This is a genomic window from Streptomyces sp. NPDC028305 (genome assembly GCF_055569495.1).
This window is the reverse complement of sequence record NZ_JBVHTN010000011.1, coordinates 130,939-145,253: the sequence shown is the minus strand read 5'-3', so window position 1 is coordinate 145,253 and position 14,315 is coordinate 130,939. Positions and strand designations below refer to the sequence as shown.

Here is a 14,315-nt window from a genome sequence, read left to right as displayed (position 1 = left end):
GGGCCGTACGGGAGCGGGATCCCGTCAGGCCGGAGGAGGAGGGTGCGACCCCTTGCGCGACCCCCTGTGCAACGCTCGCGTCACCGCATCAGTTCACCGGCGTTGACCAGCAACGACTGGCCGGTGATCGCCCGGGCCCGGTCGGAGGCCAGAAACACCGCGGCCTCCGCCACGTCCCCGTCCGTCGCCAGCTCGGGCAGCGCCATCCGCCCGGCGAGCCGGGCCAGCACCTCGGCCTCCGGCACGCCCTCGGAGTGCGCGGCGAAGGTGACGTACGCCTGCACCGGCGGGCCCCACATCCAGCCGGGCTGCACGGTGTTCACCCGGACGCGGTGCGGGCCCAGCTCGCGCGCCAGCGAGTACATCGCGGAGACGAGCGCGCCCTTGGAGGCGGCGTACGCGGCCTGTCGCACCTGGGTGGGGGCGGCGACCGACGACTGCGTGCCGATCATCACCACCGAGCCGCCGTTCCGCTTGAGCGCGGGGAGGCAGGCGCGGGTCATCCGGAGCGTGCCGAAGAGGTTGGTGTCGACGACCCGGCTCCATGAGGCGAAGTCGGCCTCCTCCAGGCCGCCCATGTAGCTGTCCAGCGCGGCCACATGGATGACGGCGTCGATCCCGCCGAAGCGCTCGACCGCGAGCGCGGCGAGGGCCTCGCACTGCGGCTCGTCCGCGATGTCGGTCGCGCGCCACGCGGTGTGGCCGCCCCCGGGGTCGGCCTCGGCGGCGGCCTTCGCCAACTGGGCCTCCGTGCGTGCCCCGAGCACGGCGTTGCCGCCGTCCCGCACGCATGCCGCCGCGACCCGCAGGCCGAGGCCGGGGCCGACTCCGGAGACGATGACGGTCTTGCCGCGCAGCAGCATGGGGTGCCTCCCCGAGATGATCGCGATGACCCGACAGCCGCAGGTCTGACGTAGCGTCAGATCCACGGCGGCGTCAGGCTAGGGCGCGCGCCTCGAGAAGGCCATACCGCACGCAAGCGGATCTCTCCCCGGTCCCGCCCCTTCCCGCGGAGCCGCACATGGGCAGGGGCCGGGAAGGGGCGGGGTGGAGGAGAGAGCCCCCGGACACCCCTTAGTGGAGCGCCTTCGCGAGGCGGCGGAGGCCTTCCGCGATCTCTTCCGGGGTGTGGGTCACGAACGTGAGCCGCATCGTCGCCCGGTCCGGCTCGCCGGCGAAGAACGGCGCCCCCGGCACATACGCCACATCGTGCTCGACCGCCACCCGCAGCCGCTCCGTCGCGTCGTACCCCTCGGGCAGCGACGCCCAGATGAACATGCCGCCATCGGGGCGGTTCCAGCGCGAGCCCTCGGGCAGGGCCTCGCCGAGGCCCGCGAGCAGCGCGTCGCGCCGCTCGCGGTAGGCGTCGCGGACGCGGGCGAGGTGGGCGTCCAGGTCGGAGTCCGTCAGATAGCGCGCGGCGGCCATCTGGTCGACCGTCGTGCTGTGCAGATCGGCGGCCTGCTTGGCGATGACGCAGGCGCGGCGGAGCGCCGCGGGGGCGCGCAGCCAGCCGAGCCGCAGCCCCGGCGCCATGATCTTGGAGAAGCTGCCCAGCAGCACCGTGCGGTCGGCGGCCTCCGGGCGGCTCGCGATCCACGGCACCGGCTCGCCCTCGAAGCGCAGCTCCCCGTACGGGTCGTCCTCGACGATCCACAGCCCGCGCCGCTCCGCGACCTCCGCCACCGCGCGGCGGCGCTCGGCGGGCAGGGTGCGGCCGGTGGGGTTCTGGAAGGTCGGGATGGTGTAGAGGAGCTTGGGCCGCTCCCGCTCGACCAGCGCGTCGAGCGCGGCCGGGTCGAGGCCGTCCTCGTCGCCGGGCACGGGCACGATCCGCGCGCCCGCGAAGGAGAAGCACTGGAGCGCGGCGAGATAGGTCGGGTTCTCGACCAGGACCACATCGCCCGGCTCCAGCAGCGCGGTCGCGAGCAGGGTCAGCGCCTGCTGCGAGCCGCTGGTGACGAGCAGCTCGTCGGGGTCGGTGGGCAGCCCGCGCGCGGTGAGGCGGCCCGCGGTGGCGGCGCGCAGTCCGGGGTCGCCCTCGGTGGTGGAGTACTGAAGGGCCCGGCGCGGGGCCTCGGTGAGGACGCGCGCGAAGGCCTCCCGTATCGGCTCCGCGTCGAAGAGCTCGGCCGCCGGGAGCCCGCCGGCGAAGGAGATCACCTCGGGGCGAGCGGTGAGCGCGAGGATGTCGCGTACCGGGGATCCGGCGACCGAGGCGGCGCGGGCGGCGAGGTCGGGGAGGGCGGCACGCATGGGGCTCCTTCGCTCGTATGAACGCATTCCGTTGGGCGTACGAGGCTTGTCGTAGGCAGCCTAAAGAGATCACTGCATTGCGCAACGGCTTTGTCCGAGATGCGGTCGGCACCCTCCCCATCTGACGTCACGTCAGCTACACATGGAGGACATGAGCAGTGACTCGAGTGAGGACACGCGCGGCGAGACATACGCGGAACTGGCCTCGGTCGGCCCGTACGGAGTGCGCCCCGGCCACGCCCTGATCACCATGGTCGAGCCGCACCCCGGTCACGAATACGCCTACAACCGCTGGTACGAGGACGACCACTTCATCGCGGGCGCGATGGCCATGCCGTGGATCTTCGCGGGCCGCCGCTGGGTCGCCACCCGCGAGCTGCAAGAGCTGCGCTACCCGGAGAAGTCCGCGGTCGCCCGGCCGGTCACCGCGGGCTGCTACATCACGGTCTACTGGCTGACCGAGGGGCGCTACGCGGAGCACATGAGATGGACCGTCGGCATCAACAAGCGGCTCAACCGGGACGGCCGGGTCTACCAGGACCGTACGCACGTCTTCACGGCGTTCCAGGACCATGAGGCGACCGTCTACCGGGACGGCGCGGCGGGCCCCCGCGACTTCCACGCCCTCGACCACCCCTACGCCGGCCTGGTCGTGGAGGTCATCGACGCCGAGGGCCCCGAGCGCCGCGCCGAGCTTCTGGAGTGGCTGCGGGCCCGGCATCTGCCGAAGCGGCTGGCGGGCTCGCCCGCGGCGATGGTCACCGTCTTCCGGCCGACGCCGCTGCCGCTGGACCGGATGTCGTACGTCAAGCAGGTGGAGGGGGTGGAGACGCGGCTGACCCTGCTGTGGTTTCTCCAGCGGGATCCACGCGAGTGCTGGGAGGCACACTTCACCGGTCTTGACGACGACGTGGCCCGCTCGGGCCTCGGCCGCGTCGAACTGGTCGCCCCGTTCATCCCGACGGTTCCCGGGACGGACCGTTACGTCGATGAGCTGCGATGACCGTGACGGCGTCGAGCCCTCTCGGCTGGGACGGCGGCCGGACGAGAGGGCTCGGTGCCCAAAGGGCGGGTGGCGGAGATCAGCCGAGGCTGAGGGATCCGCGGCGGACGTCGGAGACGAAGGCCGACCACGACCCCGGAGCGAAGCTGAGGGTCGGACCGTGCGGGTCCTTGGAGTCGCGTACGGCCACCTCGTCGACAACGGGAGAGGCGACCTCCACACAGGCGCCATTTCCTGCGGAGTACGAGGATTTCACCCACATACTCGTCTTTCCTTGCTGAATGGACACATTTGCTCCGATACGCATTGTTGATGAGATGCACCCCGTTTGGAGGCGAGACCGACGTTACTCGTCAACATCGTCGGGAAAGCCGGTCGTTCACTCGACCGGATGGCATATTCCACCGGCCCCTTCCTGGCCGGTGCGCGGAGGTGTAGGGTCCGGGCTTTTGCGGTCCATTCAGCCTGCGGGTCAGCTCTCCTCGGCCCGGCGCGCGTGGTCCCGCGCCACCTCCGAGATGAACTCACGGCTCTGGTCGGCATTCAGCGCCTGGGCCCGCAGATGCTCGTACATCATGCTGTAGCTCTGCACATCGGTGTGCTTCTCGAGATAGAGGTCGCTGGTCACACCCTCCAGATAGACCACGCTGGTGTCCGACTCGTCCGAGAACTCGAGAATGGTGAACTGCCCGCTCATCCCCGGGTGGGAACCCATGTCGAACGGAATCGCCTGCACGGTCACATGCGGCTCATGGCTCATCCGCACCAGATAGTCCAGCTGCTCGCTCATGACCTTCGGGCTGCCCACCACGCGGCGCATCGCCGCCTCGTCCACGACCGCCCACAGCCGCAGCGGCGCGGCCGGGTCGGTGATCCGCTCCTGCCGCCTGAGGCGGACCTGGACCCGCTGGGCGATCTGGTCCTGCGGGGCCTCCGGCAGCGCGCCGCTGATCACCGCCTCGGCGTACTCCGGGGTCTGCAACAGGCCCGGCAGCACCTGCGGTTCATAGACCCGCAGCGATGCCGCGTCCGTCTCGAAGCCGATATAGACGCTGTACGGGACGTCGCCGAAGGCGTTCCACCAGCCCTGCTGGCGGGACTCCTTGGCCATTTGCATAAGGGAATCAACGAGCGCCTTGTCTTCGACCTTGTAGGTGCGGCACAGGTCGCGTACGTCGCGCTGGCTGATGCTGCGACGGCCGTTCTCCAGTCGGCTGATCTTCGACTGGGAGACCATCAGCTCTTCCGCCACCTCCTCCGCCGTCATGCCCTTCTCCTGGCGGAGCCTGCGGAGTTCCTGGCCCAATCGGCGTCGCCTGACCGTGGGGCCGACGTTCGATGTCACGGGACGTGCACCTCCGGCTTCGTACTGCTGATTCATGCTGTTCAGCAGCCTGCCACTACCGGTCGGCGCCGCGCTGGGAAATGGCGGCACAGGGTGCCTCTCGGGGCACACCCGACGCACGCGAGCGCGCGGGGCGGCGGGCCGGCCGGTCCTCGGGGGACAGGCCGGCCCACCGCCCCGCGCGCGTCAGCGGCTCCCGAACCGGGTCGGTGGGGACTGTGTGGTGCGGTCGGTCGGGTGGAGCGGGGCGTGCTGTGCTCAGCGCGCTCCGACGCGGGCCATGCTCCCGCGGCGGGACGGCTGCGCCGGAACTCCGGACGCGGGCACCGCGGCCCGTGCCCCCGGCTGGCGGCCTGGTGCGGCCGGTGCGCGCCGCGGCTGCGCCGCGACACCGTTCTGCACGTCCATGACAGCGTGTGCCACGAGTCCGCCCATGGGGTCGTGCCTGATCAGATCCCGGAGCCTGGAGCGCGAGGAGCGCCCCTCGTTCCCGGGATACAGGTGCTTGCCGAGCCCGACCGCGTGGGCCAGGGCGGCGAGCGCCGCGGTCCGCGGGTCCGGCGGCACGCCGGTGCGGATCGCGGTGTCCAGCCGGGCCCTGATCTCCCGGCTGATCGCCGATTCCGTCGCCTGGTAGCGAGTCGTCGGCAGTACCCCGCACATCTGGCCCTCCACGGCATGCACCATGCCGCAGCGCTCCAGATGCGTGAGATACGTCTGGCGCAGCCCCAGCCGGGGCCCGCCGATCCAGTGGACGGCGCGCACCGGGCTGCCGCGGCGGCGCAGCAGCTCCAGCGCGGAGTCCAATGTCGGATCTCCGGTCGGCCGTGGCAGCACCACGGCGATACGATCCCCGTCAGGGGCTATCCGTCCGGCCAGAGCCAGCTCTACTAGCTGTGCTCCGGCAAGACCGAGGTCGAGCGACTGCGGCTGCGCCGTGGTTCCCGTGGTCGGGTCCAAGGCGAGCAGCAGAAGCTCCTCCGGAATTGTTCTGCGGCTCCTGCCCATCCATGCCTCCCCGCGTGGATGAATGACAGGGTGACCCCTCTCACATTGGTCTGTCGAGAGTGCCTGAGGGATTTGATATGGAACCGATAGGTATGTCTTTCTCGTCTATCGGGTGGGCGGCAACCTGAAGGCACTCTGTCGGCTCTGTCAGGGTGTCATGGCGCGCGGCTGCACTCGGGCGCACAGGACACTGGTAGATGGTTGGGGCGGCGGGACGCGATGCCGACAGGCGGTGCGCGTCCCGCAAGACGTATTACAAGGAGGCATCGGTGGCGGGCGAGTCCCCCGACAAATCGGAGCAGCAGAAGTCGTCGGGGGAGACGACTCGCGGCGAGCACGATCCACGGCTCGCGGTCTTCCGCGAAGGGGAGGCCGAGGGTGGCGGGTCGGCGGTCGCCGTCGTGGACGAGGACCCGAAGGCGGGCGTGAAGGCGGAGCCCGAAGCGGAACCGGATGCGGAACCCAGTGTTCGCGAAAGCGAATCGGGTGAATCGGTCAAATCGGGCAAGAGTGACAAGTCTGACGAATCAAAAGATGAGTCGGATGAGGACTCGGACGAGGAGCCGTCGGGCGAGCCGGTGGACCGGCGTACGACCGTGCTCGGCACGCTGAAGACCGAGCCCGCTGACGGCGACGGCGACGGCGCCAAGGCGGACGACGAGGATCCGGCCACGCCCGTGGACCGGCCGACGGCCGCTTTCCGCACGATGAAGACCGAGCCGGCTGACGGCGAGGGCCCCAAGGCGGCTGACGAGGACTCGGCAGCGCCCGTGGACCGGCCGACGGCTGCGTTCCGCACGATGAAGACCGAGCCGACTGACGGTGAGAGCGCCAAGGCGGACGACGAGGACTCGGTCACGCCCGTGGACCGGCCCACGGCCGCGTTCGGTCTGCTGCGCCAGAAGGAGGCCCCCCGGTGGGCTCAAAGCGGCGATAAGGGCGACAAGGGCGACAAGGCGGAGAAAGCGGAGGAAAGCGCCGAGAAGGCGGCCGACGCGAAGCCCGCCGAGGACAAGGCCAAGGCCGACGACAAGGCCGAGGACAAGCCCGCCGAGAAGCCCGAAGGGGCCTCGGAGCGCACCAGCCGCTTCGTGCCGCTGAGGTCGACCGACGACGTCCCGGCCGTGCGGCCCCCCGCGCGCCCCTCCGCCCCGCCCCTGCCCGAGTCCGAGCGGACGAAGCAGCAGCCCCTGCCCGAGTCGGAGCGGACCAAGCAGCAGCCGCTGCCGCCCGTCGGCCAGCCCGCGCCCATCGACCTGCTGGCGCAGCTGACCAACACTCCGCCCCCGCCGGAGACCCCGCTGCGGACCGCCGTGCGGCGGGTCAAGATCTGGACGCCGCTCGCGGTGCTCCTCATCATCGTCCTCGGCGTGGCGCAGGCGATGCGGCCGCTGCCGGCCCCGGAGCTGAAGGTGGCCGAGGCCGGGTACACCTTCGAGGGCGACAAGCTTTCGCTCCCCTGGCCGGACCAGGGGCAGTCCGCGGTCGAGGTGGCGGACGTGGGCAGCCTGGGCACCTCCGGGGCGCAGAAGCCGGTGCCGATCGCCAGCGTCACCAAGGTGATGACGGCGTACATCGTCCTCAAGGACCGCCCGCTCAAGACGTCCCAGCCGGGTCCCTCCATCAAGATCGACGCCCAGGCGGGCAAGGAGGCGAACTCCCAGGACGAGTCGCGGGTCCCCGTCGAGGAGGGGCAGACCTTCACCGAGCGGCAGATGCTGGAGATGCTCCTGATCCCGTCCGGGAACAACATCGCCCGGCTGCTCGCCCGCTGGGACGCGGGGTCGGAGGAGGCGTTCGTGAAGAAGATGAACGACGCCGCCAAGGACCTGGGCATGAAGAACACCGTCTACACCGACCCCAGCGGCTTCAAGGCGACCACCAAGAGCACCGCGTCCGACCAGCTCAAGCTGGCCAGGGCGGTGATGCGGAGCAAGGCGTTCCGGGAGATCGTGGCGACGCCCAACATCAAGATCCCCGGCCTCAAGAACGTCATCTACAACAACAACAATCTGCTGGTGAAGCCGGGCGTGATCGGCATCAAGACCGGGTCCAGCACCCCGGCCGGCGGTGCGCTGATGTGGGGCGCGGAGCGGACCATCGACGGCAAGAAGCGGCTGATCCTCGGCGTCGTCCTGGAGCAGCGGGCCCCCGGCATCCTCCAGAACAGCCTGGATCTGGTGCAGGCGAACAGCTACAAGCTGATCTCCGCGGTCCAGGACGGCCTCACCTCCGCCACGGTGGCGAAGAAGGGCGAGGTCGTCGGCCACATCGACGACGGCCTGGGCGGTACGACGCCGGTCGTCGCGACCAAGGACCTGACGGTGGTCGGCTGGGGCGGCTTCGAGGCGGAGCTCGAGCTGACCGGCGAAGCCGGCAAGTCGCTGCCGCACTCGGCCAAGGCGGGCACGGTCGTCGGCGAGCTGAGCGTGGGCAGCGGCGAGAATCGGGCGAAGGTCCCGGTCGCGCTGAAGGCGGACCTGTCCGAGCCGTCGCTCGGCTCGAAGCTGGTCCGTATCGCCTGATCAGGCGAGGGGTACGAGGCCTGGCACGGGTGTCCCGGCGCGCAGTGCGCCGGGACACCCGGTCGGCCGTCCGTAGCAAGTTGTCCACACCACACCCCACCGCCTCGCCCAGAAGGCCTTTTGTGGGCCTTCGCGTGCTAGCGTCGCCTGCGCCTCCGGTGTCGGTCCTGCCGTGGCGAACCGGGGTGAACCGGCACAGGTTTGAAGGATGATGGGGGCAGACCTCGGGGAAGACGGGGAGAGCCGCAGTGACCACCGTGGATCCGACACGGGCCGATAACAGCGGGAGTTCCGAAGAGAACACCGCGCCGCGAATACGACTGCCCGCGCAGCGCTGGCCCGCCGAAGGCGCGGACGCGGCGGAGGGCGCAAGCCCCGCTGAGGACGCGGGCTCACCGGCGGGTGCCGGCCCGGCCGAGGACCCGGGTCCGGCGCTGACGCACAGCGATGAGCAGCGGGAACAGGAGCGGGAGCAGACGGCGGGCCGGTTGCGGCGCGTCGGGCGCTTCCTGTCCCATCCCGTGCCCGCCGCCCTGCTCCTCGCCGGGGTGCTGCATCTGCTCTGGGTCGCGCTGCTGGCGAACAGCGGCGGCGACCTGGCCGCGCAGGACGCCTGGGCGGAGTTCGCCCTCCAGCATCCCGACTCGGCGTACAACCTCGCCTGGTACGGCGGGATGCACCCGGTTTCGTACAGCGTCATTTCGCCATATTTGATGGCGGTCTTCGGCGTGCGTACGACGATGATGATCGCCGGGACGCTGTCGGCCGGGCTGCTCGCGCTGCTGCTGGTGCGCAGCCGTGTCGTGCGGAGGCCGCTGTGGCCCGCGCTGTACGGCGCGTTCGCGCTGGTCTGCAACGCGATCTCGGGCCGGGTGACGTTCGGGCTCGGCGCGATGTTCGGTCTCGGCGCCGTGGCGGTCATCTTCGCCTGGCCCACCAAGTGGCGGTCCCGGCACTGGCACCACAAGATCTTGCGGGCCCTGCTGGCGGCCGTGCTGGCCGCGCTCGCGACCATGTCCAGCCCGGTGGCCGGGCTGTTCGTGGGGATGGTGGCCGCCGCGCTGTGGCTGACCCGGCGCCACCCCGCCTCGTACGCGCTCGGTGTGACGCCGGTCATCGTGGTCGGGCTGTCGGCCTGGCTGTTCCCGTTCTCCGGCGAGCAGCCGATGGGCTGGGCGTCGACGATACTGCCGGGCCTGACCGGCGTCGCCGTCTTCCTGTTCGCGCCGCGGCGCTGGCGCACCGTCCGGGTGGGCGGGGCGCTCTACACGATCGGGGTGGTGCTGACCTGGCTGATCCCGTCCCAGATCGGCACCAACATCTCCCGCCTCAGCATGATCTTCGGCGGGGTGGTGCTGATCGCCGCGCTGGCCGCCCGCCGGGTGCCGCCGCGCCGCAAGCTGCTCTCCACGGGCGCCGGGCGGGCGTGGCTCGCGCTGGTGCTGTCCCTGGTGACGGTCACGGTGTGGCAGGGGGTCAAGACGGGCGACGATGTCATCCACACCACCCCGTCGGCGTCCTGGGCGCGCGAGCTGGCGCCGCTGGTCCACCAGCTGAACCGGGTGGAGGCCAACCGGGGCCGGGTCGAGGTGGTCCCGGTGCGCAGCCACCGTGAGTCCTCCGCGCTCGCCACGTACGTGAACCTGGCCCGCGGCTGGAACCGCCAGCGGGACCTGGACCGGAACCCGATCTTCTACGACGACACGCTCACCGCGGCCGAGTACCAGGCCTGGCTCAAGCGCTGGGCCGTGCACTTCGTGGTGCTGCCGGCCGACGAGCCGGACCACGCCGCGCGGCAGGAGACCGAGCTGATCACCCAGGGCCTGCCGTATCTGCGGGAGGTGTGGGGCGACGACAACTGGAAGCTGTACGAGGTCAAGGACCCCACCCCGATAGCCGATCCGCCGGCCACGGTGCAGCTGGCGGGCGCCGACGAGCTGGTCCTGAACGTGCGCGCCAAGGGCCCGGTGCTCATCCGCATCCCGTACTCCCCGTGGCTGGGCCTGGTGGACGCCAAGGGCAACAGCGTCAAGGCTCCGGAGCCGGACGCGGGCGACGGGCTGGCGGTCAACCGCAAGGGGTGTCTGACCAAGCAGGTCTTCGAGCCGAGCGAGGAGGGGCAGCCGGAGGACGAGTGGACCGTGCTGCACGCCCCGCGCCCGGGCATATACCGGATAGCGGGCAAGTACCAGCTGCCGCGCGGCACGCCCTGCCCGGACGAGATGGTGCCGTAGGCCGACGAGGGTGACGACGCCGATCGGGCGGGTCCGGGGATTCCCGGGCCCGCCCGATCGGCATGGTCAGCCGCACACCGTCGAGGGCCAGGGCTGGTCCGGGAACGTGCTGCGCTCGGTGCTCTGGTGGACCTTCTCCAGACTGCCCAGCAGCGTCCCCAGCCGTTTCTCCTTGTCCGCGGCCGAATAGCTGAGGAACGTGAGGGCGGCGCGCTGGAAGGCGAGCCGCATGCGCGGCGGCATGGCGTCGGACGCGTCCAGGCACAGCGAGGAGGACTTGAGCGTTTGGGCGATGGACCGGGCGACGCCGTCCGTCTGGACGGTCACCGGCACCTTGCTGTTCGCGGAGAACGGCCTGGTTGAGCCGCGCGGGGTCTCCTCGGCCCACACCTGCTGCCCCTTGGCCGCGGCGAGATAGCGCATGAGCTCCAGCGCCTGCCCGGTGTGCCCGGTGTTCTTGAACAGCGCGGCGAAGTCCCCGGACACCTCGTACGCGCCCGGGGGCGAGCCCGGGAGCCTGAGCACATCGGCGGAGAAGCCGAACCTGGCCTGGCGGGAGTGGGGGGCGTAGCCGCCGCGGATGAAGGAGCCCTGGTGTTCCAGCGCGCACGGCGGCCGCTGCGCGAACAGCTTCTTCCCCGCCGCGCGGAAGTCGGTGCGCAGCGCGGTCCGCGCGGCCGGGCCCGAGAGCAGCTCGCCCCAGGTCCGCCACGCCTCCTCGACGCGTGGATCGTCCCACGCCAGGTCGCCGGAGGCCCACTGCTCGTAGACCTCCTTGCCCTGTAGCCGCAGCAGGATGTCCTCGATCCAGTCGGTGCCGGGCCAGCCGGAGGTGGCGCCGTCGCCCATGCCGACGCACCACTGGCGGCTGTCGGCGGCCAGGGCGGGCAGGTCCCCGCGGGTGTGGCGGGTGCCGTCGTACCAGACGATGCTCTTCAGATCGGCCTTGACGGCGATGCCGTAGACCGGTCCGTTCTCGGGCTGCCTGGGCGTCCACAGCGGCGGGTACTCCGCCGGGACCACCTCGTCCAGCTCGGTCAGATAGCCCTGGGCGGCGTAGGCGGTCAGCTCCCCCGAGCTGGGCAGCACGGCGATGTCGGGCGGGGTGCCGGACCGCACCTCGGAGAGCAGCACCTCGCGCAGCGCGGTCGTGCCCTGGTACTCGACGCGGATGTGGTGCGCATCGGTGAAGGCGTCCAGCACGCGGCGGAAGGCGGTCGCCTCGGGCCCGGTCCAGGAGGCGAGCACACGGATCGTGCCGCCCGACGGCTGGGCGCCCGCGTCGCCCGAGCCGAGGGCGCACAGGATCACCAGCCACAGGCCGAGCACGGCGGCGGTGACGTTCCGGGGGCGGGCGGGGCGGGTGGCGGCGCTCATCGGGCCCGGAACCGGTACTCGTCGATACGCGGCTGGAGCCCGACGAAGACGAGCGCGGCGAGGAGCACGCCACCCATCGGTATCCACACCACGGCGCCGGTGCGCCAGTGGGTCTCCTCCATCTTGGTGCTCACCCTCTTGTTGGTGGTGTCGGGGGCCTTGCCGATGTTCGTCTGGCGCAGGCTGGTGCGGGCCTGGGCCAGCCGGTCCTGCGTCTGGTAGGTGAGGACGGCCAGGGTCGGCACCGTGAGGAGCAACAGCCCGGTGGCCACCAGCAGGAAGGGGTTGAACCGGCGGCGGAAGCGCAGCCGCAGGAAGCGCTGGGTGCGCACCAGCAGCACGACCGGCGCGGCGCAGGCCGCCGGGACCAGCACCCACCAGGCGAGCGACAGCAGCCAGCCGAAGGAGGTCTGCTGGTCGAGCAGGCGGAGCTGCTTCTTCTCCACCTGCGCCAGCCGGGCGAGGATGTCGCTGTCACCGCTCCGCGCCCTGTGGCCGGAGCCGTCGTCACCGCGCAGCATCGTTTCGGCGTAGCCGAGATACGCGTCGCGGAGCGCGGTGTTGTCGCGGTTGACGTACGCCTGCTGGACCAGGTCGCCGTAGGAGGAGACCAGGCCGGTGACGGTGAGCAGCGTCTGACGGGCCGGGGGGCCCGCGGTGGTGGACTTGAGGGCCTGGGCCAGGGCCTGGTTGGCGGTCGAGAGCGTGGTGCGGTAGTCCTCGCCGAGCCCCTCGATGTCCCCGGTGCCGCCGACGAGGCTGCGCTTCGCGTACTCGTACGACTCGTCCAGGGCCTCGTTCGCCGCGGCCACCTGGAGTATCGCGGGGGCCGACGCGTCCCGTACGGCCCGGGTGTTGCGGCTGACGCCGTAGTACGCGGTGAACAGCACGGCGGAGGCGGCCACCGAGAGCGCCAGCAGCGTCACCAGACGGCGGATCAGAAAGCCGCGGGTGCCGTTCACACCGCACCGGCCGGGGTGCCGGGGCCGCCGGGGCCCAGGGGGGTGTTGCACTGCTGGCAGAAGGCGGCGGTGGCGGGGGCCAGGCGCTCGCAGTTGGGGCACTTGACGTCGGGGCCGGCGGGCGCGGCGGGGGAGAGGGGCAGCGCGGGCTCGGGGGCGCCCGGGTCCGGGCCGCGGAAGTGGCTGCTCTCGTCGGACAGCACCATGGTGGAGTTCAGGTCCAGCGGCCTGATCTCCTCCCGCAGCCGCACCTCGCCCGCCGCCGGGTCCACGATGTCGACCAGCCCGCGCAGCCGGTCCAGCATCTTCTCGTTGCCCAACTGGTGCGCCAGCCGCGCGGCCCGGCCCCAGTGCTCCTGGGCCTGCTGCGGCTCGCCCGCCACATACGCGTCGTAGGCGGCGGTGACGGCGAGGCCGAGGGCGTCGTCCGTGCCGTAGTGCGCGAGCCGGGGGTGGATACGGGAGGACAGCAGCGGGTCGTCCGTCCAGCGGACCAGCACGGACTGCGCGGCGGGCAGCCGGATGCCGGCCGCGCCACTGTCCGGATCCGCGTCGAGCGACAGCTCCACCTCGGCCAGCTCGATCTCCTCGTCCTGCGCGTCGCCTTCCGGGTCGGCCAGGACGCACAGGTGGTACTCGCGCACCTCGTCGGCCCAGGGCGCGGTGCGGAACTCCCAGGTCCGGGAGTCGGGCCGGGCGCCCTCGTCGGTGAGGTCGAGACGCGTCGGGTACACCTGCTTGACCAGGCCGACCGCGCCGCCCGCGCGCGTCCGCACCCGCAGCCGCAGCCCGGTCAGGGCCTTGGCCATCGAGCCGCGCGTCATCGCCGCGAACTCGGCCGGCAGGTCGGAGTCGTCGAGCACCGCGTCGGCCCGGCCGCGCAGCCGCCGCGCGATCTCCCTGAGCTCGGCGGCGTCCCAGTCGTCGCCGATGCCGCGCGCGTCGCAGGTGAAGCACGGGGCGCACTCATCGAGCACCCGCGCCAGATGGCCGGGCTCGTCGCTCTCGTTCTTGCCGTCGGTGAGCAGCAGGGTGTGCCGGAGGGGCGCGGGCTGCCCGGTGTGGAGGCGGCGGGCGAGGTCGAGCCAGGTGCCGATCGCGGTGCCGCCGACCGCCGCCAGCTTCATCGCGGCGTGCGTGGCGGCCGCCTTGGTGTCGGGCCCGGCGACGGCCACCCCGCCGGTGGGCGGATAGACCACCTCGGCCCGCTCGGTGCCCCTGACCACGGCGAAGCGCGTGCCCTTGCGCAGCGCGGAGATGGCGGCGACGGTGGCCTTGCGGGCCGCCATGATCTTCGTCGGGGGCCAGGTCATCGACGAGGAGCAGTCGATGACGATGACCTCGCAGGCCGCGGCGCGGGCCGCGGCCGGGCCCAGGCCCTGGGCCTCGACCCGCACGATGGCGTGCATCTCGGCGCGGCCCGCGGCGGCCGGGAGATACGCGTTCTGGTCCACGCGCAGGGTGATGGCCGGGCCGTCGTGTCCCTCGCCCGGCTTGGCGCCCCGGCCCGCGGCCGGGCCGCCGCCGTCCGCCGCCGGGCGGTCCGTCCCGGCCGGCCCGGCCCCCGCGCCATCCGTTCCCGCTTTGTCCTCGCTCATCCGATCC

At 71.8% G+C, this 14,315-nt stretch carries 11 protein-coding genes; 3 read left to right on the top strand and 8 right to left on the bottom strand.

Annotation, left to right across the window (positions count from 1 at the left end; all coding sequences use genetic code 11):
- Positions 1-80: 80 nt before the first annotated feature.
- A complete protein-coding gene (locus tag ACZ4WQ_RS40425) occupies positions 81-863 on the bottom strand; it encodes an SDR family oxidoreductase (protein WP_311730233.1) in 783 nt (260 codons plus the stop codon).
- Between the two features lie 211 nt (positions 864-1,074).
- The gene (locus ACZ4WQ_RS40420; protein ID WP_311730234.1) at positions 1,075-2,256 is read right to left on the bottom strand and encodes an aminotransferase-like domain-containing protein; all 1,182 of its coding nucleotides are present in this window, start codon (positions 2,254-2,256) and stop codon (positions 1,075-1,077) included.
- Between the two features lie 151 nt (positions 2,257-2,407).
- On the opposite strand from ACZ4WQ_RS40420, the gene ACZ4WQ_RS40415 reads away from it, so the two are divergent.
- The gene (locus ACZ4WQ_RS40415) at positions 2,408-3,259 is read left to right on the top strand and encodes a hypothetical protein (RefSeq protein ID WP_385351746.1); all 852 of its coding nucleotides are present in this window, start codon (positions 2,408-2,410) and stop codon (positions 3,257-3,259) included.
- Between the two features lie 79 nt (positions 3,260-3,338).
- Here ACZ4WQ_RS40415 and ACZ4WQ_RS40410 read toward each other — a convergent pair whose 3' ends face one another.
- The 3 genes from ACZ4WQ_RS40410 to ACZ4WQ_RS40400 all read right to left on the bottom strand — a co-directional run bounded on the left by ACZ4WQ_RS40410 (position 3,339) and on the right by ACZ4WQ_RS40400 (position 5,612).
- Positions 3,339-3,548, bottom strand: a complete 210-nt coding sequence (locus ACZ4WQ_RS40410; RefSeq protein WP_311730236.1) for a DUF397 domain-containing protein — start codon at positions 3,546-3,548, stop codon at positions 3,339-3,341.
- Positions 3,549-3,731: 183 nt separating this feature from the next.
- The gene (locus ACZ4WQ_RS40405; protein WP_311730237.1) at positions 3,732-4,604 is read right to left on the bottom strand and encodes a helix-turn-helix domain-containing protein; all 873 of its coding nucleotides are present in this window, start codon (positions 4,602-4,604) and stop codon (positions 3,732-3,734) included.
- A 258-nt stretch (positions 4,605-4,862) separates the two neighbouring features.
- Positions 4,863-5,612 carry a GOLPH3/VPS74 family protein gene (locus tag ACZ4WQ_RS40400; protein ID WP_311730238.1) on the bottom strand — a complete coding sequence of 250 codons (750 nt, stop codon included), beginning with the start codon at positions 5,610-5,612 and terminating at the stop codon, positions 4,863-4,865.
- 269 nt (positions 5,613-5,881) lie between these two features.
- Between ACZ4WQ_RS40400 and ACZ4WQ_RS40395 the strand changes: the two genes are divergently transcribed.
- Positions 5,882-8,137, top strand: coding sequence for a D-alanyl-D-alanine carboxypeptidase (locus ACZ4WQ_RS40395; protein ID WP_398370624.1), 2,256 nt, complete (start codon positions 5,882-5,884; stop codon positions 8,135-8,137).
- Positions 8,138-8,385: 248 nt separating this feature from the next.
- Positions 8,386-10,371, top strand: coding sequence for an MFS transporter (locus tag ACZ4WQ_RS40390; protein WP_398370626.1), 1,986 nt, complete (start codon positions 8,386-8,388; stop codon positions 10,369-10,371).
- Between the two features lie 66 nt (positions 10,372-10,437).
- Here ACZ4WQ_RS40390 and ACZ4WQ_RS40385 read toward each other — a convergent pair whose 3' ends face one another.
- From ACZ4WQ_RS40385 to ACZ4WQ_RS40375, 3 genes are read right to left on the bottom strand one after another with little or no spacing between them, the layout of a single operon-like run.
- The gene (locus ACZ4WQ_RS40385) at positions 10,438-11,748 is read right to left on the bottom strand and encodes an ABC transporter substrate-binding protein (protein WP_398370628.1); all 1,311 of its coding nucleotides are present in this window, start codon (positions 11,746-11,748) and stop codon (positions 10,438-10,440) included.
- The gene (locus ACZ4WQ_RS40380) at positions 11,745-12,710 is read right to left on the bottom strand and encodes a hypothetical protein (protein WP_358843378.1); all 966 of its coding nucleotides are present in this window, start codon (positions 12,708-12,710) and stop codon (positions 11,745-11,747) included. The genes ACZ4WQ_RS40385 and ACZ4WQ_RS40380 overlap by 4 nt, the downstream gene beginning before the upstream one ends.
- On the bottom strand, positions 12,707-14,308 hold the full coding sequence (locus ACZ4WQ_RS40375) for a VWA domain-containing protein (protein WP_398370630.1): 1,602 nt from the start codon (positions 14,306-14,308) through the stop codon (positions 12,707-12,709). Before ACZ4WQ_RS40375 ends, ACZ4WQ_RS40380 begins: the two co-directional genes overlap by 4 nt.
- Positions 14,309-14,315: the final 7 nt, after the last annotated feature.